Origin of the sequence: Paraburkholderia metrosideri, assembly GCF_904848625.1 — a bacterium.
GTDB classification, from domain to species: Bacteria; Pseudomonadota; Gammaproteobacteria; order Burkholderiales; family Burkholderiaceae; genus Paraburkholderia; species Paraburkholderia metrosideri.
Genome location: NZ_CAJHCP010000006.1, coordinates 175706 through 201853, shown reverse-complemented (window position 1 = coordinate 201853; position 26148 = coordinate 175706). Strand labels below are relative to the sequence as shown.

Annotated in this window: 20 protein-coding genes; 12 read left to right on the top strand and 8 right to left on the bottom strand. The window is 63.1% G+C overall.

The genetic code is table 11. From position 1 onward, the window contains the following. Window positions 1–149 precede the first annotated feature (149 nt). From prmB to dapC, 5 genes are all read right to left on the bottom strand, one after another. On the bottom strand, window positions 150–1034 hold the full coding sequence (gene prmB, locus LMG28727_RS14615; protein ID WP_201643056.1) for a 50S ribosomal protein L3 N(5)-glutamine methyltransferase: 885 nt from the start codon (window positions 1032–1034) through the stop codon (window positions 150–152). A 16-nt stretch (window positions 1035–1050) separates the two neighbouring features. Next, entirely contained in the window at window positions 1051–2190 is a 1140-nt protein-coding gene (gene dapE, locus LMG28727_RS14610) for a succinyl-diaminopimelate desuccinylase (RefSeq protein ID WP_201643055.1), read from the bottom strand. A gap of 325 nt (window positions 2191–2515) precedes the next feature. Then, the gene (locus tag LMG28727_RS14605; RefSeq protein WP_074764257.1) at window positions 2516–2881 is read right to left on the bottom strand and encodes an ArsC family reductase; all 366 of its coding nucleotides are present in this window, start codon (window positions 2879–2881) and stop codon (window positions 2516–2518) included. Beyond that, window positions 2881–3708: a 2,3,4,5-tetrahydropyridine-2,6-dicarboxylate N-succinyltransferase gene (gene dapD, locus LMG28727_RS14600; protein WP_201643054.1), complete on the bottom strand. Its 828-nt coding sequence runs from the start codon at window positions 3706–3708 to the stop codon at window positions 2881–2883. The genes LMG28727_RS14605 and dapD overlap by 1 nt, the downstream gene beginning before the upstream one ends. Window positions 3709–3812: 104 nt before the next feature. Then, window positions 3813–5030 (bottom strand): succinyldiaminopimelate transaminase, encoded by a 1218-nt coding sequence (dapC, locus tag LMG28727_RS14595; RefSeq protein ID WP_201643053.1) that lies wholly within the window; start codon window positions 5028–5030, stop codon window positions 3813–3815. A 383-nt stretch (window positions 5031–5413) separates the two neighbouring features. Between dapC and LMG28727_RS14590 the strand changes: the two genes are divergently transcribed. The 6 genes from LMG28727_RS14590 to def all read left to right on the top strand — a co-directional run bounded on the left by LMG28727_RS14590 (window position 5414) and on the right by def (window position 14610). After that, complete coding sequence (locus tag LMG28727_RS14590; RefSeq protein WP_201643052.1) at window positions 5414–5641, top strand: hypothetical protein; 228 nt, start codon at window positions 5414–5416, stop codon at window positions 5639–5641. Beyond that, window positions 5638–6657, top strand: a complete 1020-nt coding sequence (locus LMG28727_RS14585; protein WP_201643051.1) for a DMT family transporter — start codon at window positions 5638–5640, stop codon at window positions 6655–6657. Before LMG28727_RS14590 ends, LMG28727_RS14585 begins: the two co-directional genes overlap by 4 nt. A gap of 231 nt (window positions 6658–6888) precedes the next feature. Beyond that, window positions 6889–10407: a chromosome segregation protein SMC gene (gene smc, locus LMG28727_RS14580; protein WP_201643050.1), complete on the top strand. Its 3519-nt coding sequence runs from the start codon at window positions 6889–6891 to the stop codon at window positions 10405–10407. Between the two features lie 113 nt (window positions 10408–10520). Next, entirely contained in the window at window positions 10521–11813 is a 1293-nt protein-coding gene (locus LMG28727_RS14575) for a cell division protein ZipA C-terminal FtsZ-binding domain-containing protein (RefSeq protein ID WP_201643049.1), read from the top strand. A 200-nt stretch (window positions 11814–12013) separates the two neighbouring features. Then, window positions 12014–14080, top strand: a complete 2067-nt coding sequence (gene ligA / locus LMG28727_RS14570) for an NAD-dependent DNA ligase LigA (protein WP_201643048.1) — start codon at window positions 12014–12016, stop codon at window positions 14078–14080. Beyond that, window positions 14077–14610, top strand: a complete 534-nt coding sequence (gene def, locus LMG28727_RS14565) for a peptide deformylase (RefSeq protein WP_201643047.1) — start codon at window positions 14077–14079, stop codon at window positions 14608–14610. The genes ligA and def overlap by 4 nt, the downstream gene beginning before the upstream one ends. Before the next feature lie 152 nt (window positions 14611–14762). Here the strand turns inward: def and LMG28727_RS14560 are convergent, their stop codons facing one another. The 3 genes from LMG28727_RS14560 to map are packed head-to-tail and all read right to left on the bottom strand — an operon-like array spanning window position 14763 to window position 20445. Next, a complete protein-coding gene (locus tag LMG28727_RS14560; RefSeq protein WP_201643046.1) occupies window positions 14763–17012 on the bottom strand; it encodes a pseudouridine synthase in 2250 nt (749 codons plus the stop codon). A gap of 6 nt (window positions 17013–17018) precedes the next feature. After that, window positions 17019–19598, bottom strand: coding sequence for a [protein-PII] uridylyltransferase (locus LMG28727_RS14555; protein ID WP_201643045.1), 2580 nt, complete (start codon window positions 19596–19598; stop codon window positions 17019–17021). Window positions 19599–19635: 37 nt separating this feature from the next. Beyond that, a complete protein-coding gene (map, locus tag LMG28727_RS14550; protein WP_201643044.1) occupies window positions 19636–20445 on the bottom strand; it encodes a type I methionyl aminopeptidase in 810 nt (269 codons plus the stop codon). Window positions 20446–20955: 510 nt separating this feature from the next. On the opposite strand from map, the gene rpsB reads away from it, so the two are divergent. The 6 genes from rpsB to LMG28727_RS14520 all read left to right on the top strand — a co-directional run bounded on the left by rpsB (window position 20956) and on the right by LMG28727_RS14520 (window position 26140). Continuing rightward, window positions 20956–21708, top strand: a complete 753-nt coding sequence (rpsB, locus tag LMG28727_RS14545; protein WP_201643043.1) for a 30S ribosomal protein S2 — start codon at window positions 20956–20958, stop codon at window positions 21706–21708. 193 nt (window positions 21709–21901) lie between these two features. After that, entirely contained in the window at window positions 21902–22783 is an 882-nt protein-coding gene (tsf, locus tag LMG28727_RS14540; protein ID WP_201643042.1) for a translation elongation factor Ts, read from the top strand. Window positions 22784–23001: 218 nt separating this feature from the next. After that, entirely contained in the window at window positions 23002–23715 is a 714-nt protein-coding gene (gene pyrH / locus LMG28727_RS14535; RefSeq protein WP_201643041.1) for a UMP kinase, read from the top strand. Between the two features lie 100 nt (window positions 23716–23815). After that, window positions 23816–24376 (top strand): ribosome recycling factor, encoded by a 561-nt coding sequence (gene frr, locus LMG28727_RS14530; protein WP_054035184.1) that lies wholly within the window; start codon window positions 23816–23818, stop codon window positions 24374–24376. Window positions 24377–24542: 166 nt separating this feature from the next. Beyond that, window positions 24543–25325 carry a polyprenyl diphosphate synthase gene (gene uppS, locus LMG28727_RS14525; protein ID WP_201643040.1) on the top strand — a complete coding sequence of 261 codons (783 nt, stop codon included), beginning with the start codon at window positions 24543–24545 and terminating at the stop codon, window positions 25323–25325. Further along, window positions 25319–26140: a phosphatidate cytidylyltransferase gene (locus LMG28727_RS14520; RefSeq protein WP_201643039.1), complete on the top strand. Its 822-nt coding sequence runs from the start codon at window positions 25319–25321 to the stop codon at window positions 26138–26140. Before uppS ends, LMG28727_RS14520 begins: the two co-directional genes overlap by 7 nt. Window positions 26141–26148 lie beyond the last annotated feature (8 nt).

Sequence of the window (26148 nt, the reverse complement as noted above, 5' to 3'; positions counted from 1 at the left end):
GACGCGCGAGGAGGAGCGGTCAGGGAGCGGGTGAAACAGCGCAAACGGTGGCGGAGGCGCGCCCACCCACCCGCTACGGCGTGCCGCACGCGGGAGAAGAAGCCACGCACGCCACGCCACAAAACCAACACACCAACAAACCAGAAAACTCAAACCGGCAAATCGGCAGCCTGAATCAAAAACACATTGTCGTCACCGGCGCTGGTCGACAACCACACCAGATCCAACCCGCCGAACGCCGCTTCGACGTTCTCACGCTCATTGCCGATCTCTACCACCAGCACGCCATTTTCGGTCAGCCAGTTGCGCGCATCGGCGATGATGCGACGCACGATATCCATGCCGTCAGCGCCGCCTGCCAACGCCATATCCGGCTCGTGCTTGTATTCAGCGGGCAATTCCTGCATCGACGCCGCGTTCACATACGGCGGATTGCTGATGATCACGTCATAGCGGCGCTCGGCGAGCGGCGCGTAAAGATCGCCCTCGAACAGCGCGATACGGTCGTCGAGCTTGTAATCCATCACATTGCGCGTGGCGACTTCCAGCGCGGGCGCGGACAGATCGACCGCATCGATATCCGCATTCGGGAACGCATGCGCGGCAAGAATCGCGAGGCAGCCCGAACCGGTGCACAGTTCCAGCACCGCGCTGACCTGTTCAGGATCTTCCACATACGGCTGCAAACCGTCCTGCAGCAATTCGCCGATAAACGAACGCGGCACGATCACGCGCTCATCGACGTGAAAGCGGAAACCGTGCATCCACGCTTCCTGCGTGATGTACGCCGCCGGCACGCGCTGCGTGGCACGGCGCTCGATCACGTTCAGCACGGCGTCGATCTCCGCCGCGCTCAAACGTGCGTCGAGGAACGGCTCCAGCAGATCGAGCGGCAAGTGCAGCGTGTGCAGCACCAGGTAAGCCGCTTCGTCGTAAGCATTGGCCGAGCCATGACCGAACGACAGTTCGGCCTGGTTGAAACGCGACACCGCAAAGCGCAGCAGGTCGCGGACGGTGGAAAACGGGAGCGTCATCGCAAATAGTCCTTGTTCAGGCGATCAGTTGTTCGAGCACGCGGCGATACACGTTCTTCAGCGGCTCGATGTGTGCGACTTCGATATGTTCGTCGATCTTGTGGATGCTGGCGTTCAGCGGACCGAATTCGATCACCTGCTCGCAGATGCGAGCGATAAAGCGGCCGTCTGATGTACCGCCTGTGGTCGACAGTTCGGTGCTCACGCCGGTTTCATCCTTGATGGCTTTCGCCAGCGCGTTCGACAGATCGCCACGCGGCGTCAGGAACGGCAGGCCGCTCACGTTCCATTGCAGATCATATTCGAGGCCGTGTTTGTCGAGAATCGCATGCACGCGGGCCTGCAAACCTTCGACCGTGCTGGCCGTCGAGAAGCGGAAGTTGAACATCACGTCCGCATGACCCGGGATCACGTTGGTCGCGCCGGTGCCGCTGTGAATGTTCGATACCTGCCAGGTAGTGGGCGGGAAGTATTCGTTGCCGTCGTCCCAGCGTTCGGCGACCAGTTCGGCCAATGCGGGCGCGAGCAGATGCACCGGATTTTTCGCCAGATGCGGGTAGGCGATATGGCCTTGCACGCCTTTGACGATCAGCTTGCCGGACATCGAACCGCGTCGGCCATTCTTCACCATGTCGCCGAGTTGCGCGCTCGAAGTCGGTTCGCCGACGATGCAGTAGTCCATCCGCTCGCCGCGTGCCTGCAACGCTTCGACGACCTTGACGGTGCCGTCGGTGGCCGGGCCTTCTTCATCGCTCGTGATCAGGAACGCGAGCGAGCCGCGATGGGCCGGGTGCGCCGCGACGAACTCCTCGCTCGCAACCACGAAGCCGGCGATCGACGCCTTCATGTCCGCCGCGCCACGGCCGTACAGCTTGCCGTCGCGCTGGGTCGGCTCGAACGGCGCCGAATGCCATTGTTCGAGCGGGCCGGTTGGCACCACGTCGGTGTGGCCGGCGAACGCGAGCAGTTTGCCCGCAGTGCCGTCGACGCCGCGTTTGACGGCCCACAAATTGGTCACGCCATTCGATTCGATCGTCTCGTGCTCGAAGCCGATCGCGGACAGGCGTTCGATCAGCAGACGCTGGCAATGCTGGTCGTCGGGCGTCACGGACGCGCGGGCGATCAGTTGTTCGGTAAGGGCGAGGGTGCCGGACATGGATTCAGTACAAGCCACTTTGAAATGAAAAAATGCCGGCTGGCGGTGGAACACCGCAGCCGGCAACAGCTTTTGAGCGACGCGGCGAGGCCGCGTTTTGCTTCTTGTTGCTTACCGGTTCCGATTGCCGCGCCTGATGCCAGCGCTGGCGTTCAGGTCCGCGTGCCGGGTCCGGCGTACCGCGTTCAATGCGCGTTAGCACACCGAGTTTGCGGTGGCGCGTTTGCGGCGCCGCGTTTGCGGGCGCCGCATTCGCAGCCGTTTATGCACAGCGGGCGTTCGCTGCGGCAGAGCGCGCCGCGTGCTAACACTCAGACACGCGTACTCAGGCAAACAACGCCGTGTACTCGTCCGCGGAAAAACCGAGCGATTTGACGCGCCCGTTCACCACCAGCACCGGCCGCTTGATCACCGACGGCTTGTGGATCATCAATGCGATCGCGCCTGGCTGCGTTTCAGCCGCCGCTTTCATGTCGTCGGACAGACCACGCCAGGTGGTGCCGCGACGGTTCAGCAGCGCGTCGAGCTTCACGTCTTTCAACCAGTCCTGCACGAGCGGTTCGGTCACGCCATGCTTCTTGAAGTCGTGAAACTCGAACTCGACGCCGTGCTCTTCCAGCCACACGCGGGCTTTCTTCACGGTGTCGCAGTTCGGGATGCCGTAGACAACGGTTTTGGTGCCGCGCGCCATCAGTCGCCTCGCAGCAGCTCGTTCAGGCCGACCTTCGCGCGGGTCTTCGCATCTACCTTCTTGACGATCACCGCGCAGTACAGGCTGTGCGAACCGTCTTTCGACGGCAGGTTGCCCGCAACCACCACCGAGCCCGCCGGAATGCGGCCATACGTGACTTCGCCGGTTTCGCGGTCGTAAATCTTGGTGCTCTGGCCGAGGTACACGCCCATCGAGATCACCGAGTTTTCTTCGACGATCACGCCTTCCACCACTTCCGAACGCGCGCCGATGAAGCAGTTGTCTTCGATGATGACCGGGTTCGCCTGCAGCGGCTCCAGCACACCGCCAATGCCCACGCCACCCGACAGGTGGACGTTCTTGCCGATCTGCGCGCACGAACCAACGGTGGCCCATGTATCGACCATCGTGCCTTCGTCGACGTACGCGCCGATGTTGGTGTACGACGGCATCAGCACGACGTTCTTCGCGATGAACGAGCCACGGCGCGCGATAGCGGGCGGCACGACGCGGAAGCCGCCGGCGGCGAAGTCTTCAGCGGTGTAGTTCGCGAACTTCGACGGTACCTTGTCGTAGAACTGCGAATAGCCGCCAGCCGGCATCGGCGCGTTGTCTTCGAGGCGGAACGACAGCAGCACGGCCTTTTTCAGCCACTGATTGACGACCCAGTCGCCGTCCTTCTTTTCGGCGACGCGCAGCACGCCCTTGTCCAGTTGTTCGATCGCGTGGGCGACGGCTTCGCGGACGTCGGCCGGCGCGGCCTTCGGCGACAGGTCGGCGCGGTTTTCCCAGGCGGTGTCAATGATCTGCTGAAGTTGTTGCGACATATGCGTGTTTTCTGAAGAGTTGAAGGCTGAAGAAGGCGAGGCGGCGCAGCGGGAGCTGATGCGCCAACGGCGGGAGGTCGACCCCAACCGTTGGCCCGGCAGACTCAACCGGCAAGCTTGCGGCAAAAATCGACGATCCGCTGAACACCTTGCGTGCATTCGTCGACGTCCGCGACCAGCGCGAGGCGCACGAAATTGCGGCCGGGGTTCTCGCCGTGCGCAGTACGCGCGAGGAACGAGCCCGGCAGAACCGTCACATTATAGTCGGCGTAGAGGCGCTGGGCGAACTCGGTATCCGTCAGGCCAGTGCGCGACACGTCGGCCCATAGGTAGAACGCGGCGTCCGGCAGGCGCACGTCGAGCACCTCGGCGACCATCGGCGTGACGGTGGCGAACTTCTGCACGTACTTCGCGCGGTTCTCGCGCACGTGCGCCTCGTCGTTCCACGCGGCAATGCTGGCGCTCTGGAATACCGTCGACAACGCCGCGCCGTGGTACGTGCGGTACAGCAGGAAATCTTTCAGGATCGCCGCGTCGCCGGCGACGAAACCCGAGCGCATGCCCGGCACGTTGGAGCGCTTGGACAGGCTCGACAGCATCACCAGCCGCTCGAAGCCGCGGCCGAGCTTGTGCGCGGCTTCCAGGCCGCCGAGCGGCGGATTCACTTCGTCGAAATAGATTTCGGAGTAGCACTCGTCCGACGCGATCACGAAACCATAACGGTCGGACAGCGCGAACAGTTCGCGCCAGTCGTCGAGCGTGAGCACCGCGCCGGTCGGGTTGCCCGGCGAGCACACGTACAGCAGCTGCGTGCGCGCCCAGATGTCTTCCGGCACCGCCGAATAGTCGCAGGCGAAGTTGCGCGCCGGGTCGCTATTGACGAAATACGGCTGCGCGCCGGCCAGAATCGCCGCGCCTTCGTAGATTTGGTAGAACGGGTTCGGACAGAGTACGATCGCAGGCTCGCCGTCAGCATTGCGCTTCGGGTCCACCACGGTTTGCGCGAGCGCGAACAGCGCCTCGCGCGAGCCCGCCACCGGCAGTACCTCGGTAAGCGGATCGACTGGCGGCAGGTTGTAGCGTTGCGTGACCCACTTCGCGATCGACTCGCGCAGCGGCGCCGAGCCGAGCGTGGCCGGATATGCGGCGAGACCACCGAGCGAATTCACCACGGCGTCGCGGATCAACGTGGGCGTGGGATGTTTCGGCTCACCGATGCCGAAGCTGATATGCGAAAGGCCGGCTGGCGGCGTGACCTTCGCGAAAAGCATGCGCAGCTTTTCGAACGGATAGGACTGAAGGGAGTCGAGTAGCGGGTTCACGGGTGGATCGAGCCTGATCGAAGAGGGCGCAGAACGGATGCAGGAAGCAGCGGGGCACGCGCGCTGGCGTTGAAAACGCTGAAATGCCTGAAACACACGATAGACAGATGCGCTAAACATGCTGGCAGCGGCGGCGAACGAATAATTATAGCGTGGGCTGTCGCCGTGCGCGGACGCGCGAGGTCTGATGAGCCGGATAGGGAAACTCGTGAAACGCGGCGAATGCTGCGAGTCGCGGTGAAAATGTAGTGTGAATTGAACGTAGTGTGAACGTAGTGCGCCGCCCCGGAAGCGACGCGACCCGCCAGGCGGCGTATTCGATGCGTTGCAGCGGGAACGACGCGAACCGCCGACGGTTCGCGCAAAAAGAAGCAGGAGCAGCAATGGTTGCAGCAATCCCGGAGACATTCAGACCTGACAGGTGCAGGAGCGCCGCGGTCCATGCGAACGACGCCACGAACCCGCACATCAGGAACGCGGCGCGCAAGGCGGGCGAGCCGGCCGTGACCGACGTGACGGTTATAACGAGCGTAAAGCGTGTAGCGACCACGCCGGTCAGCCCGCGCACCGACGACACGCCGCCACACGCCGTCCGGCGTTTCGCATCATGACCAACTGGCTGCGTAACGGTTGGCCGACGCTTGCGATCATGCTGGGCGCATCGGTGTGGGGAATGATCTGGTATCCGTTGCGGATGCTGGCCGCGCTTGGCGTCACCGGCACGGCGGCGAGTGCGCTGACGAGCGCAGCGGGCTGTCTGTTCGTGCTGCTGGTGCGGCATCGCGCGATCAGAACGGTGCGTTGGCACTGGCTGCTACCCGCGCTCGCGCTGGCGGCGGGCATCACCAATCTCGGCTTCGTGTGGGGTTCGATCCACGGCCAGGTGATGCGGGTGCTGCTGCTGTTTTACCTCACCCCTGCATGGACCGCGCTATTCGCGCATTTCATCCTGCATGAACGCCTGACGTGGTCGGGCGCGGCTCTTGCCGCGCTGTCGCTGGCGGGAGCGATGACCATGCTGTGGTCGCCGCAACTCGGCATCCCGGTGCCAGGCAATCTCGCCGAATGGGCAGGCCTTGCAGGCGGCATGGGCTTTGCCATGAGCAACGTGCTGATTCTGAAGACCAGCCGGGTATTGCCGGAGATGAAACCGGAAATGCGCACTGCGACGATCTTTGGCGGCGCGGCGATCTTCAGCGCGTGCGCGTCGCTGTTCGAAGCGATGCCCGCACCGCCCACCGGCGCGCACCTGGGCACTGCCGCGTGGCTCGTACTCGGGCTCGGCTTTCTGCTGGCGTCGAACAATATGCTCGTGCAGTACGGGCTCTCCCGCGTGCCGGCGAACCGGGCATCGATCATCATGCTGTTCGAGATCGTCGTCACGGCGTTGTCCGCGTGGCTATTTGCCGGCGAGACTCCCGGCCCGCGCGAATGGGCGGGCGGCGTATGCATCGTGCTGGCGTCGGCGTTGTCGAGCTGGGTCCACAGGACGAGGCCCACGCCACCCGATCCGGCCGCGCAGGACGTGAGCCAGGCCGACGCGCTCGACGCCGATAACACGGCTGACAACAATGCGGATAACCACGACCGTAAGGCCGGTAAGAATCGCTCACGCGCGATGGTATGATTGCCCCTCATTAGCCGGCACATGCATGAGCGTGCACAGTGAACGTGCACTATGAGCGTTGTAGTGAGCGTGTGCAGTGAGCGCGTTCTGCGGACTTCAGTGGCCGCATGAAGCCGGCATCCGTGTTCCGAGGGCTTGCGAGCTTCGCTGGCTGCTTCGCTTCATTGGCGAGCGGCTGGCGCGGCCTTCACAAGCCACCTATTTTTTCCCTTTTCAAACAGCGAAATCGCCGTGCGTCTGACCTCGATCAAACTCGCTGGCTTCAAGTCATTCGTCGATCCTACGCATTTCCAGGTCCCAGGCCAGCTGGTCGGCGTGGTCGGACCGAACGGGTGCGGCAAGTCCAACATCATCGACGCCGTGCGCTGGGTGCTCGGCGAATCGCGCGCTTCCGAGCTGCGCGGCGAGTCGATGCAGGACGTGATCTTCAATGGCTCTACCGCGCGCAAGCCAGGTAGCCGCGCCAGCGTCGAACTCGTGTTCGACAACGCCGACGGCCGTGCCGCCGGGCAGTGGGGCCAGTATGCCGAAATCGCCGTCAAGCGCGTACTCACGCGCGACGGCACCTCGAGCTACTACATCAACAATCTGCCGGCGCGTCGCCGGGACATCCAGGACATCTTCCTCGGCACCGGTCTCGGGCCGCGTGCTTACGCGATCATCGGGCAGGGCATGATCGCGCGCCTGATCGAGGCGAAGCCGGAAGAGCTGCGCGTGTTCCTCGAAGAAGCCGCGGGCGTGTCGAAGTACAAGGAACGCCGTCGCGAGACGGAGAATCGTCTGCATGACACGCGCGAAAATCTGACGCGGGTCGAAGATATTGTCCGCGAACTGAGCGCGAATCTCGAGAAGCTGGAAGCGCAAGCGGTCGTCGCCACGCGCTACAAGGAACTGCAAACCGACGGCGAAGAGAAGCAGCGCCTGTTGTGGCTGCTGCGCAAGAACGAAGCGGGCGGCGAACAGCAGCGTCAGCAACGCGCGATCGAACAGGCCCAGATCGACCTCGAAGCGCATACCGCGAAGCTGCGCGAAGTCGAAGCGCAACTCGAAACGCTGCGCGTCGCGCATTACTCCGCCAGCGACGCGATGCAGGGCGCGCAAGGCGCGCTGTACGAAGCCAACGCGGAAGTCAGCCGGCTCGAAGCCGAGATCAAGTTCATCGTCGAATCGCGTAACCGGGTTCAGGCGCAGATCGCCGCGCTGGGCGCGCAGCGCGAGCAGTGGCAGTCGCAGGCCGAAAAGGCCCAAGGCGATATCGAAGACGCTGAAGAGCAGCTTGCCGTCGCCGAAGAAAAAGCCGCGCTCGCCGAAGACGACGCTGCCGCCAAGCACGACGCGATGCCCGCGCTCGAAGCACGCTGGCGCGATGCGCAGACCGAGCTGAACGCGGAGCGCGGCGGCATCGCGCAGACCGAACAGGCGCTGAAGCTCGAAGCGGCGCATCAACGCAATGCCGATCAGCAATTGCAGCAACTGCAGCAGCGTCACGAGCGGCTGAAGTCGGAAGCGGGCGGTCTCGACGCCCCCGACGAAGCGCAACTCGAAGAGTTGCGCATGCAGCTTGCCGAGCACGAAGAGATTCTGCACGACGCGCAAGCCCGTTTGAGCGACGCGCAGGAAACGCTGCCGCGCGTCGACGGCGAACGCCGCGCCGCGCAGGAGCGCGTGCAGGCGGAAAGCTCGCAAATTCATCAGCTCGACGCACGTCTCAGCGCGCTCAAGCAATTGCAGGAAAACGTCCAGACCGAAGGCAAGATTCAGCCGTGGCTGGAAAAGCACGAACTCGGCGGCCTGCCGCGTCTGTGGAAGAAGCTGCACGTCGAAGCCGGTTGGGAAAACGCGCTTGAAGCGGTGCTGCGCGAGCGTCTGGCCGCGCTGGAAGTGTCGAACCTCGACTGGGTCAAGGCCTTCGCGACCGACGCACCGCCCGCCAAGCTCGCGTTCTACGCACCGCCCGCAGCCGGTCAGCCGGTCGCGACGCCGCCCGCGCTGCGGCCGCTGCTGTCGCTGGTGCGGATCGACGACGCCGGCATTCGCGCGGTGCTGAACGACTGGCTCGGCCTCGCGTTCGTCGCCGACGACCTGCAGCAGGCGCTCAGCATGCGCGCGCAGTTGCCGGAAGGCGGCTCGTTCGTCGTCAAGGCGGGGCACGTCGTGACGCGCGTCGGCGTGCAACTGTATGCGGCCGACTCCGAACAGGCCGGCATGCTGGCGCGTCAGCAGGAAATCGAAAATCTCGGTCGGCAAGTGCGCGCGCAGGCACTGCTCGCAGATGAGGCGAAGGCTGCCGCGATCCGCGCCGAAGCCGCGCATACGCAAGCCGCACAAGCGCTGACCGATGTGCGTCAACAGTCCGAGCGCGCGACGCAACGCGTGCACGCGTTGCAAATGGACGTGCTCAAGCTCACGCAGGCGCACGAGCGCTACACGCAGCGCAGCACGCAGATTCGCGAGGAACTCGAAGAGATCACCGCGCAGATCGAAGAGCAGCGTGCGATGCGTGCGGAGTCGGAAGCTAATTTCGAGCGGCACGATTCCGAACTCGCCGAATTGCAGGCGCGTTTCGAAGATCATCAACTGGCCTTCGAAGCACTCGACGAAACGCTCACCACCGCACGTGGGCAGGCGCGCGATCTCGACCGCCACGCCACCGACGCACGCTTCGCCGCGCGCAACATGGCGAATCGCATCGACGAATTGAAGCGCAGCATTCAGGTCGCGCATGAGCAGAGCGAGCGGGTCGAAGGGGCGCTCGAAGACGCTCGCGCCGAGCTCGAAACGATCAACCAGCAGACCGCGCACACGGGCTTGCAGGACGCGCTCGACATCCGTTCGGCGAAGGAAGAGGCGTTGCACGCCGCGCGTCTGGAACTGGACGATCTGACCGCCAAACTGCGTGCCGCCGACGAAACCCGCCTCACCGCCGAGCGCGCGTTGCAACCGCTGCGCGACCGCATCAACGAATTGCAGTTGAAAGAACAGGCCGCGCGGCTGAACGGCGAGCAGTTCATCGAGCAACTCGCCGCAGCCGGTGTCGACGAGGCCGACTTGCAGGCCAAGCTCACGCCGGACATGAAGCCGTCGTACCTGCAAGGCGAAGTCACGCGCATCAACAACGCGATCACCGCGCTGGGCCCGGTCAACATGGCCGCGCTCGACGAGTTGAAGGCGGCAACCGAGCGCAAGACGTTCCTTGACGCGCAGTCGACGGACCTGAACAGCGCGATCGAAACGCTCGAAGACGCGATCCGCAAGATCGACGGCGAAACGCGCACGCTGCTGCAAGGCACGTTCGACCAGGTGAACCATCATTTCGGCGAACTGTTCCCGCGTCTGTTCGGCGGCGGCCAGGCGAAGCTGATCATGACCGGCGACGAAATTCTCGACGCCGGCGTGCAGGTGATGGCGCAACCGCCGGGCAAGAAGAATTCGACGATTCACCTGCTGTCGGGCGGCGAAAAAGCGCTGACCGCCACCGCGCTGGTGTTCGCGATGTTCCAGCTGAATCCCGCGCCGTTCTGTTTGCTGGACGAAGTGGACGCGCCGCTCGACGACGCGAACACCGAACGTTTCGCGAACCTCGTGCGGGCAATGTCGGACAAAACCCAGTTCCTGTTTATCTCGCACAACAAGATCGCGATGGAAATGGCGCAACAGTTGATCGGCGTGACCATGCAGGAGCAGGGTGTGTCGCGGATCGTCGCGGTCGACATGGAAACGGCGGCCGGTTTCGCCCAGAATATCGTTTAAGTTAAAGCCTTCGCGGGCGTTTGGATCCAGCGCAGCGGCTTGACAGGCAAGCCGCGCGACAGGTGGAGCGGGCGCACAACCGCGCAGATAGAAGAATTGCTGATGGAGCATGCATGGACGAGTTGACACTCGGTTTGATCGGCGCGGGTGCCGTGGTGGTCGGAGGCGTGGTCGTGTACAACGCTTGGCAGGGTGCCAAAGTGCGCCGCAAGATGCCGCGGCCCATGCCGGCCGAAGCCGCCGAAAGCTTTGCGCGGGATGAGCCCGAGGAGCAGAGCCCGTTCATCGAACCGGCCCGGCCGACTACGCGTCGTGAACCGGCGGTCGGTGCGGACGCACCGGTGGAGACAAACACGGCGCGTGTCGAGCCGACGTTTGGCGCGCCGGTAGGCGCGGCGCCGCTCGATACGCCGGCCGATATTCAGGCCGAGACGACTACACCGAATGGTTATCAGGAAGCCGAAGGCGTGGCGGAAGGGGCCGGCACCGAAGCGGGCGACGCGGTTGCTGCTGCGGGTGAAGCGGCGCCACTCGCTGACGAGCCGGTAGAACCGATTCTGCCTGCGGCCACGACTATCTCGTCGGCGCCGCCGGCGATCGTCGATCGTCGCATCGACTGCATCGTGCCGATTCGCCTGAACGGCCCGGTGGCTGGCGACAAGGTGATTCCGTTCGCACAGCGCCTGCGCCGTGCCGGCAGCAAGCCCGTGCACATTGAAGGCAAGCTCGAAGGCGGCGCGTGGGAGTTGCTGCAAAACGGCGCGCGCTACGAAGAACTGCGCGCGGCCGCGCAACTGGCCAACCGCAGTGGCGCGCTCAACGAACTCGAGTTCTCCGAGTTCGTGACCGGCGTGCAGCAATTCGCCGACGCGCTCGATGCGTCGCCGGAGTTTCCCGACATGCTCGAAACGGTGGCGATGGCGCGCGAACTCGACGCTTTCGCCGCGCAATGCGACGCGCAGTTGTCGATCAACGTGCTGTCCGACGGCGCACCCTGGTCGGCCAATTACGTGCAGGCGGTGGCGTCGCAGGACGGTTTGCTTCTGTCGCGCGACGGCACGCGCTTCGTCAAGCTCGATTCGCGCCAGAGCCCCGTGTTCATGCTGCAATTCGGCGACACCAACTTCCTGCGCGACGACCTCACGTACAAGGGCGGCCAGATGATCACGCTGGTGCTCGACGTGCCGGTCGCCGACGAAGACATCCTGCCGTTCCGTCTGATGTGCGATTACGCGAAATCGTTGGCGGAACGCATCGGCGGGCGGGTGGTCGACGACGGCCGCCGTCCGTTGCCGGAAAACGCATTGCTCGCGATCGAAAAGCAGTTGATGACGCTTTACGCGAAGCTCGAACAGGCGGGCATTCCGGCCGGTTCGCCGGCCACGCGGCGTTTGTTCAGCCAGTAATTTTTGGCGTTTCCCTGATGCTTTCGACGGCCGCACGATGTGCGGCCGTTGTCGTTGATGGCGGCGCGTTCGTGTTCTACCGGCGGCCAATAATAAACACGTTGAACCGGACCCGAAACCTGGCCATTCGGCCGATGTAAAGGGGCACGCTTCCTGCGATAATCCAATGTCCGACTTTCATTGAAGAACCGCTCCCCAGCATGGCCCGAACTCCCGCTACTCCGTCCGCAACCAGCACGCCTGCCGAGCGCGCCATATCGCTGCGCGCGGAACTCGAACGCGCGAACTACGCGTACTACGTGCTCGACCAGCCGGACCTGCCGGACGCGGAATACGACAAGCTGTTCAAGGAGCTGGAAGGCATCGAGACTGAGCATCCGGATCTGATCGTGCCGGACTCGCCCACCCAGCGCGTGGGCGGCGAGGCGGCCAGCGGTTTCGATCAGGTGGTGCACGACCAGCCCATGCTGTCGCTAAACAACGGTTTCGCCGACGAAGACATCGTCGCGTTCGACAAACGCGTCGGCGACGCGCTCGGCAAGAACACGAGCGAGCCGCCGGTGCCGGTCGACTACGCGGCTGAGTTGAAGTTTGACGGGCTCGCCATTTCGCTGCGCTACGTCGACGGCGTGTTCGTCCAGGCGTCCACGCGGGGCGATGGCACCACCGGAGAGAACGTCACTGAAAACGTCCGGACAATCCGCTCCATTCCGCTCAAGCTGAAGGGCAAGCGTGTGCCGCAGGTGCTCGATGTGCGCGGCGAAGTGCTGATGTTCAAGCGCGATTTCGAGCGTCTGAACGAACGGCAGCGCGCGGCGGAACAAAAGGAATTCGCCAATCCGCGTAATGCTGCAGCCGGCAGCTTGCGGCAGCTCGATTCGAAGATCACTGCGCAACGGCCGCTGTCGTTTTTCGCGTATGGCATCGGCGTCCTCGAAGGTATCGACATGCCGGCCACCCATAGCGAACTGCTCGACTGGTACAAGGAGCTCGGTTTGCCGGTGAACGGCGAGCGGGCGGTGGTGCAGGGCGCTGAAGGCTTGCTGGGTTTTTTCCACTCGGTAGGCGAGAAGCGCGACAAACTGCCTTATGACATCGACGGGGTGGTTTATAAGGTCAACCGCCGCGATGAACAGGACGCACTCGGCTTCGTGTCGCGCGCCCCGCGCTTTGCGCTCGCGCACAAATTCCCCGCGCAGGAAGCGCTGACCAAACTCGTCGCGATCGACGTGCAGGTTGGGCGCACCGGCGCGATTACGCCGGTCGCACGGCTGGAGCCTGTGTTCGTCGGCGGCGCGACGGTCACCAATGCCACGCTGCATAACGAAGACGAAGTGCGCCGCAAGGACATTCGTATCGGCGACACGGTGATCGTGCGGCGTGCCGGCGACGTGATTCCCGAAGTGGTGAGTGCGTTGCTCGACCGCCGTCCAGACGACGCGCGCGAATTCGTGATGCCGACGCAGTGCCCCGTGTGCGGTTCGAACATCGAGCGTCTGCCCGACGAGGCGATTGCGCGTTGCACCGGCGGTCTGTTCTGCCCGGCGCAGCGCAAGCAGGCGCTGTGGCATTTCGCGCAGCGACGCGCGCTGGATATCGACGGGCTCGGTGAGAAAATCATCGATCAACTGGTCGAACAGAATCTGGTCCGCACTCCCGCCGATCTGTTCAATCTCGGCTTTGCGACGCTCGCTGAACTCGACCGCTTCGCTGAGAAGTCGGCGCAAAACCTGCTCGATTCTCTGGAAAAAGCCAAGCACACCACGATGGCTCGCTTTATCTATGCGCTCGGCATCCGCCATGTCGGCGAATCGACCGCGAAAGATCTGGCGAAGCACTTCGGCTCGCTGGACCCGATCATGGACGCGTCGGTCGAAGCATTGCTGGAGGTCAACGACGTGGGCCCGGTCGTCGCCGAATCACTCCATCAGTTTTTCGCCGAAGAACACAATCGCACGGTGATCGAGCAACTGCGCGCACCGGGCAAGGTCACGTGGCCGGAAGGACCGCCCGCGCCGAAGGCGCCGCAGGGCGTGCTGGCCGGCAAGACCGTGGTATTGACCGGCACGTTGCCGAGCCTCGCTCGCGAAGAGGCGAAGGAAATGCTCGAAGCGGCCGGCGCGAAGGTGGCGGGGTCCGTGTCGAAGAAAACGGATTATGTGGTCGCGGGAGCCGATGCAGGCAGCAAGTTGGCGAAGGCCGAGGAACTCGGCGTCCCCGTACTCGACGAAGATGGTATGCGTAAGCTCCTGGAGGGGCAGTTATGATCCGCGAAATTCTCAAGATGGGCGACCCGCGTCTGCTGCAGATTGCCGATCCGGTCGATCACTTCGACACCCCCGAACTGCACGAACTCATCAAGGACATGTTTGAGACCATGCACGACGCGAACGGCGCGGGCCTTGCGGCGCCGCAGATCGGCGTGAATCTGCAGGTCGTGATCTTTGGTTTTGGGCAGAATCAACGTTACCCTGACGCTCCGCCAGTGCCGGAAACGGTGCTGATCAACCCGACTATCACGCCGGTCTCGCAGGACATGGAGGAGGGCTGGGAAGGCTGTCTGTCGGTTCCGGGACTGCGCGGCGCAGTCAGCCGGTTTTCGATGATCAAGTATCACGGCTTTGATCAGTACGGCAAGCCGATCGACCGGGTTGCCGAGGGTTTTCATGCGCGTGTCGTCCAACATGAATGCGATCATCTGATCGGCAAGCTGTATCCGATGCGGATCAACGATTTCGCAAAGTTCGGTTTTACCGAAGTGCTGTTTCCGGACATGGATCCGAATAGCGACGATTGACGCAGCGGTTGCTTTGGCGATGATCAGTCGGCTGAAACAAAAAACCCACGCCAAGGCGTGGGTTTTTTATTTAGTGCATGTGAGTCAGGCCAGGAGGCGTCTTAACCGTCTGACTTGCGTGCGCCTGCTTAGTCATTCACAGGCGCCCGTGATCAAAACGACTCATCCGCCGACAGATAGCGCCATTGCCCTGGCGGCAACGCACCCAGCATCACTTGACCCATCCGCACGCGCTTCAGGCCGATCACTTCGAGACCGACCAGTTCGCACATCCGGCGAATCTGGCGCTTCTTGCCTTCACGCAGCACGAAACGAAGCTGCTCGCCATTCTGCCAGTTGACTTGCGCCGGCTTCAGCGGCTGGTCGTCGAGCGACAGGCCATGACATAGCAGTTCAAGGCTTTCAGCCGGGAAATGGCTTTCGACGTCGACCGTGTGCTCGCCGTACGCCACTCGCACCAGATACTCTTTGTCGATCTCCGAGTGGCCACCAATCAACTGCTTGGCGACGCGGCCGTCCTGCGTCAACACCAGCAGACCGGTGGAGTCGATGTCCAGACGTCCGGCCGGCGCGAGCTGACGCAGATGCGCAACCGAGAACCGAATTTCCGACTGGTCGCCTTCCCAGCGATTTTCCGGCGTGACCAGGGTAATGGCCGGCTGGTAGCCGTCTTCCGCCTGGCCGGACACCAGACCGACCGGCTTGTGAATTAGCACCGTGACCTGGCTCGCTTGCGCGGCTTCGGCGGCGGGATTGATCTCAATACGTTGATCCGGACGAACCTTGGTGCCAAGCGTGTCGACGACTTCGCCGTCCACCATCACCCAGCCTTTTTCGATCCATTCGTCGGCTTCGCGGCGCGAGCACAGGCCGAGTTCCGACATCAGCTTCGACAGACGCAGCATGCCGGGTGCGTCTTCGTAATCGCGACGCGGTGTGCGCGGCGCGGCATCCGCGTCGCTGTCGGCAACGGGGCGTTCGGCTCGTGCAGCGTGCGAGGGGCCGCGCGGCTTGTCGGCGCGTGCCGGACGGTCATCGCCGAAACGGCGTGTCGCCGACGGCAGCGATTTGTCGAAACTGCGCGCCGGGCGTTCACCACGCTCGGCACGGTCGCCTGCGCGTGCGGGACGGTCGCCGAAAGTACGCGGAGCGCGTTCAGCGCGATCACCGGACTCACGGCGGGGCCCGCGGTCACCCTCATCGCGGCGCGGCGGACGGTCGCCAAAAGCACGCGGGGCGCGTTCACCACGATCGCCGGCGTCACGGCGCGGGCCGCGCTCACCTTCATCGCGGCGCGGCGGGCGGTCGCTGAACGAACGCGGAGCGCGTTCACCACGATCACCGGCGTCACGGCGCGGGCCACGATCACCCTCATCGCGGCGCGGCGGGCGGTCGCCAAAAGTACGCGGAGCGCGTTCACCACGATCACCGGCGTCACGGCGCGGACCGCGATCGCCCTCATCGCGGCGCGGCGGACGGTCACCAAAAGTACGCGGAGCGCGTTCACCACGATCACCGGCGTCACGACGCGGGCCACGATCACCCTCATCACGGCGCGGCGGACGGTCTCCAAAAGTACGCGGGGCGCGTTCACCACGATCACCGGCGTCACGGCGCGGACCACGATCGCCTTCATCGCGGCGCGGCGGACGGTCGCCAAAAGTACGCGGGGCGCGTTCACCACGATCACCGGCGTCACGGCGCGGGCCACGATCACCCTCGTCGCGGCGCGGCGGACGGTCGCCAAAAGTACGCGGGGCGCGTTCACCACGATCACCGGCGTCACGGCGCGGGCCACGATCACCCTCATCGCGGCGCGGCGGACGGTCACCAAAAGTACGCGGAGCGCGTTCACCACGATCACCGGCGTCACGGCGCGGCCCACGATCACCCTCATCGCGGCGCGGCGGACGGTCTCCAAAAGTACGCGGAGCGCGTTCACCGGCGTCACGGCGCGGACCACGATCACCCTCATCGCGACGCGGCGGACGGTCACCAAAACTACGCGGAGCGCGTTCACCACGATCCGAACTACCCTCGAACCTGCGCGGCGCCCGCTCACCATCATCCCGACGCGGACCGCGATCGCCCGCAGTCCCTTCCCGGCGCGGCGGCCGATCCGACGGGGCACGCCGCGGCGCGCCCGAATCCCGCTCACGCGAGAACGAACCTTCTGCGCGCGGCGCACGTGCGCCGGCGCCTGCCGGCTTACCACCCGCCGGCCGCTTACCACCACCAGCCGTAGCGCCAGCGCCTTCATCCCGCGCCCCGCTAAAGCCGGCCGTTGACGGCTTCGGTCCCGCCGGGCGTGTCGGCTTGCGTGCCGATGTGCTACCGGTGCGGACAGGGGCGCGTTCGGACGAAGCCGGCCGCGGGTGCTTGGCTGTTAATTTGACTCGCATGAAATCTCACACTGCAATCGCGCGCAGCAGTTCGGTCTCGACCTGAATTTGCAGGCGGTTGTCCGACAGACCGCGTCCTTCCAGAAGGAACACGTCTTCGACGCGTTCGCCGAGCGTATTGATCCGCGCCGAAGCGACGCCGACCCGGTGCTCGGCCAGCACGCGCGCGATCGAATAAAGAAGGCCTGGCCGGTCGTTCGCCGACACGGACAGGATGTAATATTGGCCGCGCTCGTCGGCCCGAAGATCGACGCGCGGCGTAACAGGGAAGGTCCGCGACAGCCGCGACAACCGGCCTTTCGATGGACCCGGAAGGAGGGTGCCGTCGCCGGTCAGACGTGCGGTCAGTTCCTGTTCGACCAGATTGGCAATATCGCGATAATGCACGTCTTCTTCGGTATGCGCGACGAGGAAATTATCGAGTGCATAACCGTGACGGGTCGTGCTGACCCGTGCATCCAGCACCGACAGGCCGCTGCGGTCGAAATACGCGCAAATGCCAGCGAACAGATCGGGCTGATCTTTCACATACACCAGCACCTGAAGGGCTTCGCCGATCGGCGACGGACGGGCTCGCACGATCGGCGTTGGCGTTTCGACGTGCCGCGACAGCACGCGGGTTTGCCACGCAATATCCGCCGCGTCATGGCGCAGGAAATAGCCGACGTCCAGTTGGTCCCACAGCGCTTTTTGCGCGCCGTCCGGCACGGTTTCGAGACGCAGCAACGCTAGCGCCTCTTCCTTGCGGGACTTCAGTTCCGAATGTTCATCGGGCCGCGCGCCGCCGAGCACGGCCAGCGTTGCGCGATACAGGTCTTCGAGCAGCTTGCCTTTCCACGTATTCCAGACCTTTGGGCTGGTGCCGCGGATATCGGCCACGGTCAGCAGATAAAGCGCGGTGAGACGCCGCTCCGTGCCGACCAGTTCGGCAAAGCGCTTGATGACTTCCGGGTCGCTCGTGTCCTGCTTCTGCGCGACCTGGCTCATGGTCAGATGTTGCTGCACCAGCCAGACGACCAGTTCGCCGTCCTCGCCCTCGATGCCATGGTGGCGGCAGAAGCGCCGCGCGTCGGACATGCCGAGCGTGGAATGGTCGCCGCCCCGGCCCTTGGCGATATCGTGAAACAGCGCTGCTACGTAAAGCACCCACGGCCGGTCGAAATTGACGATCAACTGGCTGCAGAACGGATATTCGTGCGCGTGCTCGGCGACTGCAAAGCGGCGCAGGTTACGCAGCACCATCAGAATATGCTGGTCAACCGTGTACACGTGATACAGATCGTGCTGCATTTGCCCGACGATACGTCTGAAATTCAGAAGATAGCGTCCGAGCACGCTTGTCTGGTTCATCAGACGCAGCGCGTGCGTGATGCCGGCCGGCTGCTTCAGGATATCCATGAAGAGCCGCCGGTTCTCCGGATCGCGACGCCAGTGCTGGTCCATCACGTCGCGTGCGTTGTAGAGCGCACGCAGCGTGCGCGCCGACAGGCCCTTCACGCCCGGCGTCTGCTCGTATAGCAGGAACGCTTCGAGGATCGCGTTCGGCTCGCGCTGGAACACGTCGTCGTCGGCAATTTCGAGCATGCCCTGTTTCTCGACGAAACGATCCGACAACACGCGGGTAATGCCGCTGGTATTGGGGAAAAGCTGCGCTTCGATGTTCTGGATCAGAATCGTCGCGAGTTGCGTGACGGCTTTGGCGGCCCAGTAGTAGCGGCGCATCAACTGTTCGCTGGCACGCTTGGTGGCCGTCGGCTTGTAGCCGAAACTTTCGGCCACCGGTGTTTGCAGATCGAACACCAGAATGTCCTGCCGACGCCCGGCGGTCACATGCAGCCGCGCGCGCAGCGCCTTCAGGAAGCTCTCGTTGCGGCGCAACTCGCCCGCCTCGCGCTCGGTAATCAGCCCGCGTGCTTCGAGCTCCCGCCAGCTGCTGCCGAATTCGGCAGCCTGGGTAATCCAGAGAATCAGTTGGAGATCGCGCAGGCCGCCCGGGCTTTCCTTGATATTGGGTTCGAGCGAGTAAGGCGTGTCCTGAAACTTCGCATGACGCTGACGCATTTCCAGGACTTTCGCCTGGAAAAACGCTTTTGGGTCGAGCGCCTCGCGATAACGTTTCGCGAAGTCGTCAAACAGCGCGGCACTCCCCGTGATGCGTCGGGCTTCGAGCAGGGCCGTGCGCACCGTGACGTCGTTGGCGGACTCTTCGAGGCACTGCGACACGCTGCGCACGCTGCTGCCCAGTTCGAGCCCCAGATCCCATGCAAGGCTGATAAAGCGTTCGACGCGAGCTTCCAGATGCTCGATCGGCGCGTCGGGCAGCAGCACAAGAATGTCGATGTCGGAATGCGGCGCGAGTTCGCCCCGCCCATAGCCGCCGACGGCCAGCAGCGCTAGTTCGTCCGGCAGTTCACACGTGTCCCAGGCGGCGCGCAGGGAGTTGTCGGTCGCGCGGGCCAGAGCGCCCATCAACGCATCGACGTTGGTGGCGGTTTTGAAGCGTTCCAGCAGTTGGGCTTTGGCCACTTTATAGTCCGCCTTGAGCGACCTGGCATGGGATTGGGCGACGGCTGGAACACTACTCATTGGCAGGTGGGTCGGCAGGCGGTGGGTCGGAGGTCGGTCAGGCGGTAGCCGCAACCACTGGCGGACGCGCCGGCGTGCCGGCAGACACGGTCAACACGTCGTAACCGGTTTCCGTGACGAGCACGGTGTGCTCCCATTGCGCCGACAGGCTGCGGTCCTTCGTCTTGACGGTCCATTGGTCGGGCATGGTGCGAATGTCGCGGCGACCGGCGTTGATCATCGGCTCGATCGTGAAGATCATGCCCGCCTGCAATTCAAAGCCGGTGCCGGGACGGCCGTAATGCAGAATCTGCGGGTCTTCATGGAACACCGTGCTGATGCCGTGGCCGCAATATTCGCGCACCACGCTGTAGCCTTGAGCTTCCGCATGCTTCTGGATCGCATGGCCGATGTCGCCGAGATGCGCGCCGGGGCGCACCTGGTCGATGCCGAGCCACATGCATTCAAATGTGGTCTGAACCAGCCGTTTGGCCAGAATCGAGCCTTCACCGACGATAAACATCCGGCTGGTGTCGCCGAAATAGCCTTCTTTAATGACGGTGATGTCGATATTCAGCGCATCGCCGTTTTTCAGCGTTTTGTCGCCCGGAATGCCGTGGCAGATCACGTCATTGACGGAAATGCAGGTGGCTTTCGGATACGGCGGGTACCCCGGCGGCTGATAATTCAGCGGCGCCGGCACGGTGCCCTGTTCTTTCAGCATGTATTCGTGACACAGACGGTCGAGTTCACCGGTGGTGACGCCGGCCTTGACGAACGGCGTGATGTAGTCGAGCACTTCGCTCGCGAGTTTGCAGGCGACGCGCATCTGCGCGATATCGTGTTCGTTTTTGAGCGTAATAGCCATGAGTCGGGCCTGAAATGCAAGTTATTGCATGATTATCGCACCATATTCCGGCTGCCGCAGGCTTTTGCACCCGCGCTGCCGCGTTTAGCCGACTGCTTCGCGGAGCGACGGTGGCTCCCTCGATACGCGCAGGTAGCGCGGTAACGCGTCAGTCCGGACCCGTTTCATGCGCAGGACATCTACCTGACACACTATTGAGCCCGCGAGTCTGCGGTGCAACCCGGCGACCGCCGGTTCGGGGCAACCAGGCAGGTTGAGTCGACCGATAGTCACGTGCTATAATGTTTGGCTAAGTCGATCCATGTCGTGGTTTATTGCTCTTTAAGAGTTCTGGCCTGCAGGAAAGGCTTCTCATGACGGCCGTTGCCTTCGTCATGGGGCAGAAGCAGTAACAAGGCAGCAGACTCGCAAGCCGGCGCACCCAGGGTGTCCGTCGCGTTCAGCCAAAGATAAAGGCGGGCGCGGCCGATACGGCAGCCGGCTTAAGACCCAACCCTCGCGGAGATTTTCATGGCAGTTACCATGCGTCAAATGCTGGAAGCAGGTGTCCACTTCGGTCACCAAACGCGCTTCTGGAACCCGAAGATGGCTCCCTTCATTTTCGGTCATCGCAACAAGATTCACATCATCAACCTCGAAAAGACGCTGCCGATGTACAACGACGCGCTGAAGTACGCGCGTCAACTGGCAGCGAACCGTGGCACGATCCTGTTCGTCGGTACGAAGCGTCAATCGCGTGACACGATCGCTGAAGAAGCGCAACGCGCGGGCATGCCGTTCGTCAACGCACGCTGGCTCGGCGGTATGCTGACCAACTTCAAGACGCTGAAAGTATCGATCAAGCGCCTGAAAGACATGGAAGCAGCGCTGGAAGCCGGCGAAACCGAACGCATGAGCAAGAAAGAAGCTCTGTTGTTCGAACGCGAAATGGCCAAGCTGCAGAAGTCGATTGGCGGCGTGAAAGACATGGGCGGCATTCCGGACGCAATTTTCGTGGTCGACGTCGGCTACCACAAGATTGCTGTGACCGAAGCTAACAAGCTCGGCATTCCGGTTATCGCTGTGGTCGACACGAACCACTCGCCGGAAGGCATCGACTACGTGATCCCGGGTAACGACGACGCCTCGAAGGCTGTCGCTCTGTACACGGCTGGCGTGGCTGACGCAATCATCGAAGGCCGTGCAAACGCGGTCAACGAAGTGGTGCAAGCTGCTCGCGGTGGTGACGGCGACGAGTTCGTCGAGGTCAACGCGGAAGCGTAAAGCTGCCCCGTGTCCGGCAAAAAAGGGGGCTTTCTACAGGCCCCCTTTTTTTAAGTCGCGACAGTGTAGTAGGGCGCTGATTGTGGCGCCCAAAGCGTTGTCCGTGAAAAATTCGCGCAATGCTGAAACGAATTCTTGCCGCCGGCATCGAAGTGCGGGCGGTGTGTGACAGACGGAACTCAAGGAGCAAATGATGGCGGCAATTACCGCAAGCATGGTTGCAGAACTGCGCGCAAAGACCGACGCGCCGATGATGGAATGCAAGAAAGCGCTGACGGAAGCCGACGGCGACATGGCGCGCGCTGAAGAGCTGCTGCGCGTGAAGCTGGGTAACAAGGCCAGCAAGGCAGCGTCGCGCGTGACGGCTGAAGGCGTGGTCGCGTCGTTTATCGGTGGCAACGCTGGTTCGCTGGTCGAACTGAACTGCGAAACCGATTTCGTTTCGAAGAACGACGACTTCCTGGCTTTCTCGAAAACGGTCGCTGAACTGGTCGCTACGCAAAACCCGGCTGACGTCGCAGCGCTGTCGGCACTGCCGCTGGACGGCTCGACGGTCGACGCAGTGCGTCTCGCGCTGGTCGGCAAGATCGGTGAAAACCTGTCGATCCGCCGTTTCGTGCGGTTCGACACGGCTAACAAGCTGGCAGCGTACCTGCACGGCACGCGTATCGGCGTGCTGGTCGAGTACACCGGCGCGGACGAGCAGGTCGGCAAGGACGTGGCAATGCACATCGCCGCAATGAAGCCGGTTTCGCTGTCGTCGGACGACGTTCCGGCAGAACTGATCGCCAAGGAACGCAGCATTGCTGAACAGAAGGCTGCTGAATCGGGTAAGCCGGCTGAAATCGTCGCCAAGATGGTCGACGGCAGCGTGCAGAAGTACCTGAAGGAAGTGTCGCTGCTGAACCAGACGTTCGTTAAGAACGACAAGCAGACAATCGAACAGATGCTTAAGGCTGGCAACGCGAGCGTCCAGAAGTTCGCGCTGTTCGTGGTTGGCGAAGGCATCGAGAAGAAGCAGGACGACTTCGCAGCTGAAGTGGCCGCTCAAGTCGCTGCTGCAAAGCAACAATAAGCTTTAGCTAAGCCTCACCGTAGTACTGTTGGACCCGCGGCGGAGCAAGACTTTGCCGCGGTCGGCAGCGCCGCAAGACCGCACGCGGGTTGACCCTCGCGGGGCGGTCGCCGGCGGATCTCAGGGTCCGTCAATTTGGCGACGCTTGCCCGAATCAGCATTTCACCCCTACATTAGTCCCTTGTTGTTGCCCTGTTCTGCGCGATCTGGATACCCCTATGCCCACTGCCTACAAACGCGTCCTGCTTAAACTCTCCGGTGAAGCTCTGATGGGCGACGATGCCTTCGGCATCAACCGTGCGACCATCGAACGAATGGTGGCGGACGTGGCCGAAGTGGTCCGTCTCGGAACGCAGCTGGCCGTGGTGATCGGCGGCGGCAATATTTTCCGCGGTGTCGCGGGCGGTGCGGCCGGTATGGACCGCGCCACGGCTGACTACATGGGCATGCTGGCCACCATGATGAACGCGCTGGCCCTGCAGGACGCTATGCGCCACGCCGGCATCGAAGCGCGCGTGCAATCCGCGCTGCGCATGGACCAGGTCGTCGAGCCGTACATCCGCCCCCGCGCGATCCGCCAGCTCGAAGAAGGCCGGGTCGTGATTTTCGCGGCGGGTACTGGCAACCCGTTCTTCACGACCGACACGGCCGCCGCGCTGCGCGGCTCGGAAATCGGCGCCGAAGTCGTGCTGAAAGCTACCAAGGTGGACGGCGTTTATTCGGCCGATCCCAAGAAAGACCCGAGCGCGACGCGCTACACCACGATCAGCTTCGACGAAGCGATCGGCCGCAATCTGCAGGTCATGGACGCGACGGCATTTGCGCTGTGCCGCGACCAGAAGCTGCCGATCCGGGTGTTTTCGATCGTCAAGCCGGGCGCGCTCAAGCGCATCATTCAAGGCGAGGACGAGGGCACCCTCGTCCACGTGTAAACTCTCGTTCACATAACGTGGGCTTTGACGCGAGCCCAGGCCGCCGCATCTTGCGCGCGCTGGCCGGCTCGCACCGTTTTGAAGGTTCGGAGGTTAAAAAATGTCTGTGGCTGATATCAGGAAGGGCGCTGAACAAAAGATGCAGCGCTCCATCGACGCGTTCAAGAACGACCTGTCGAAGATCCGCACGGGCCGTGCGCACACGGGCCTGCTCGATCACATCCAGTGCGATTACTACGGTTCGCCGGTACCGATTTCTCAGGTCGCTAACCTGACGCTGATCGACGCACGTACGATCGGCGTGCAGCCGTGGGAAAAGAAGATGGTTCAGGTCGTCGAAAAAGCGATCCGTGAATCGGACCTCGGTCTGAACCCGGCGACGCAAGGCGACGTGATCCGCGTGCCGATGCCCGCTTTGACCGAAGAACGCCGCCGCGAACTGACCAAAGTGGTCAAGAGCGAAGCGGAAACGGCCAAAGTTGCAGTGCGCAACCTGCGTCGTGATGCTAACGAGCAACTGAAAAAGCTCGTCAAAGACAAAGAAATTTCGGAAGACGACGAGCGTCGTGCAGGTGACGACGTTCAGAAGCTGACGGACAAGTTCGTCACTGAAATCGACAAGCTCGTCGTGACGAAAGAAGCCGAGATCATGACGGTTTGAGGCCGTTCGGCTCCCAGGAAAGCGCCGGGTCATCCCAGCGTTTTCACTCGCAGGAAGTCCCGTTGAGGATTATCTGCTGGGGGCCTGGCGCGAAGCACCAGGTTTGGGGGCACTCAGTACCTTCAGGGTTTCCACTTCTTTATTTGCAGTCACAGTCCCAACGGCCATGACCTATACAAGCTCAACCGTGCGCGTGCCTGATGTCGCCGCGGTGCCGCGACATATCGCGATCATCATGGATGGCAACGGCCGTTGGGCCACTCAGCGCCGTTTGCCGCGCGTGGCGGGCCATACGCGCGGGGTCGACGCAGTGCGTGCGGCCGTCGAGGCGTGCGCCCGTCAAGGTGTCGAGTACCTGACGCTGTTTGCGTTCAGTTCGGAAAACTGGCGTCGTCCGAACGAGGAAGTCTCGTTCCTGATGCGCCTGTTCGTCACCGCGCTGGAGCGCGAAATCGGCAAACTGCACGCCAACGGCATCCGTTTGCGCGTGGTAGGCGACCTGGATCGTTTCGACACGCGTATTCGCGACCTGATCAAGCGTGCGGAGACCAAGACCGCACGCAACACCCGTCTCACGCTGACCATCGCCGCGAACTACGGCGGCCGGTGGGACATCATGCAGGCCACCCGCAAGCTCGCCGAGCAGTCGGCGCTGGCGGGCAAGGCGGTCGAGGTCAATGAAGACTCGTTCGCCGAGCACCTGTCCATGGCTTATGCGCCGGAGCCGGATCTGTTTATCCGCACTGGCGGCGAGCGCCGCGTCAGCAACTTCCTGCTGTGGCAGCTTGCCTACACAGAGTTCTACTTCACCGACACGTTCTGGCCTGATTTCGACGCCGACGCGCTCGGTCACGCCATCGCTTCGTACTCGGAGCGTGAACGCCGCTTCGGCCGCACCAGTGCTCAACTCGAGCCGCAATCGCAAAACGTCGATTCGCTTCCATGCTAAAAACCCGTGTCATCACGGCGATCATCCTGCTGGCAGTGTTCCTGCCGGTCACGCTGTTCGCGCCGGTGGGCGCGTTCGGCGCGCTGATCGCTTTCGTCGTCGTGTTCGCCGCGTGGGAGTGGGCTCGCCTGCTCAAGCTGGGCGGCGCCGGTCCGGTTATCTATGCGCTGATCGCAGCGGCCGCGCTGGTCGCCAGCACGCGGCTCGGCACGGGCGTCGTCGAGGCCCGTTCGCTGTTCAAGGCCTCGGCCATTTTCTGGGTAATCGCCGGTCCATTCGTGCTGTTGCGCAAGCCGACGCTCGCGCAGGGCGCATGGCGCATCTTCCTGTTTCTGGCCGGCATTGTGATATTCGTCGCCTGCTGGCATGCTCTCGTCGCCGCACGCATGCAGGGTGTACCGTTCGTGCTGTCGCTGCTGGTATTGGTATGGCTGGCCGATATCGGCGCATACTTCTCCGGAAAAGCATTCGGAAAGCATAAGCTGGCGCCTGCCATCAGTCCGGGTAAAACCTGGGAGGGCGCGATCGGGGGCTGGCTGGTGGTGATGATCGTCGCGGCGGCGGTGATCTTTTTGCATGCGTTCGAGCCGACCCTGTATTCTGCGCTGCTGGCGCAATGGGGCGCCGTGCGCACACTGCTCGCACTGACCTTGCTGGTGGCATTCAGCGTGGTGGGCGACCTGTTCGAATCCATGATGAAACGCCAGGCCGGAGTGAAAGATTCAAGCGGCCTGTTGCCGGGGCACGGTGGCGTGCTCGACCGCATCGACGCATTATTGCCGGTGCTGCCGCTTGCCATGCTGCTGCTCGGCTAGAGAAAGAG

Coding starts and splice junctions, on each gene's coding strand:
- frr (WP_054035184.1), top strand. CDS start 23,816: ATGTCTGTGGCTGATATCAGGAAGGGCGCTGAACAAAAGATGCAGCGC.
- uppS (WP_201643040.1), top strand. CDS start 24,543: ATGACCTATACAAGCTCAACCGTGCGCGTGCCTGATGTCGCCGCGGTG.
- rpsB (WP_201643043.1), top strand. CDS start 20,956: ATGGCAGTTACCATGCGTCAAATGCTGGAAGCAGGTGTCCACTTCGGT.
- LMG28727_RS14520 (WP_201643039.1), top strand. CDS start 25,319: ATGCTAAAAACCCGTGTCATCACGGCGATCATCCTGCTGGCAGTGTTC.
- pyrH (WP_201643041.1), top strand. CDS start 23,002: ATGCCCACTGCCTACAAACGCGTCCTGCTTAAACTCTCCGGTGAAGCT.
- tsf (WP_201643042.1), top strand. CDS start 21,902: ATGGCGGCAATTACCGCAAGCATGGTTGCAGAACTGCGCGCAAAGACC.
- dapD (WP_201643054.1), bottom strand. CDS start 3,708: ATGTCGCAACAACTTCAGCAGATCATTGACACCGCCTGGGAAAACCGC.
- LMG28727_RS14585 (WP_201643051.1), top strand. CDS start 5,638: ATGACCAACTGGCTGCGTAACGGTTGGCCGACGCTTGCGATCATGCTG.
- ligA (WP_201643048.1), top strand. CDS start 12,014: ATGGCCCGAACTCCCGCTACTCCGTCCGCAACCAGCACGCCTGCCGAG.
- prmB (WP_201643056.1), bottom strand. CDS start 1,034: ATGACGCTCCCGTTTTCCACCGTCCGCGACCTGCTGCGCTTTGCGGTG.
- def (WP_201643047.1), top strand. CDS start 14,077: ATGATCCGCGAAATTCTCAAGATGGGCGACCCGCGTCTGCTGCAGATT.
- LMG28727_RS14605 (WP_074764257.1), bottom strand. CDS start 2,881: ATGGCGCGCGGCACCAAAACCGTTGTCTACGGCATCCCGAACTGCGAC.
- LMG28727_RS14575 (WP_201643049.1), top strand. CDS start 10,521: ATGGACGAGTTGACACTCGGTTTGATCGGCGCGGGTGCCGTGGTGGTC.
- dapE (WP_201643055.1), bottom strand. CDS start 2,190: ATGTCCGGCACCCTCGCCCTTACCGAACAACTGATCGCCCGCGCGTCC.
- LMG28727_RS14560 (WP_201643046.1), bottom strand. CDS start 17,012: ATGCGAGTCAAATTAACAGCCAAGCACCCGCGGCCGGCTTCGTCCGAA.
- map (WP_201643044.1), bottom strand. CDS start 20,445: ATGGCTATTACGCTCAAAAACGAACACGATATCGCGCAGATGCGCGTC.
- LMG28727_RS14590 (WP_201643052.1), top strand. CDS start 5,414: ATGGTTGCAGCAATCCCGGAGACATTCAGACCTGACAGGTGCAGGAGC.
- LMG28727_RS14555 (WP_201643045.1), bottom strand. CDS start 19,598: ATGAGTAGTGTTCCAGCCGTCGCCCAATCCCATGCCAGGTCGCTCAAG.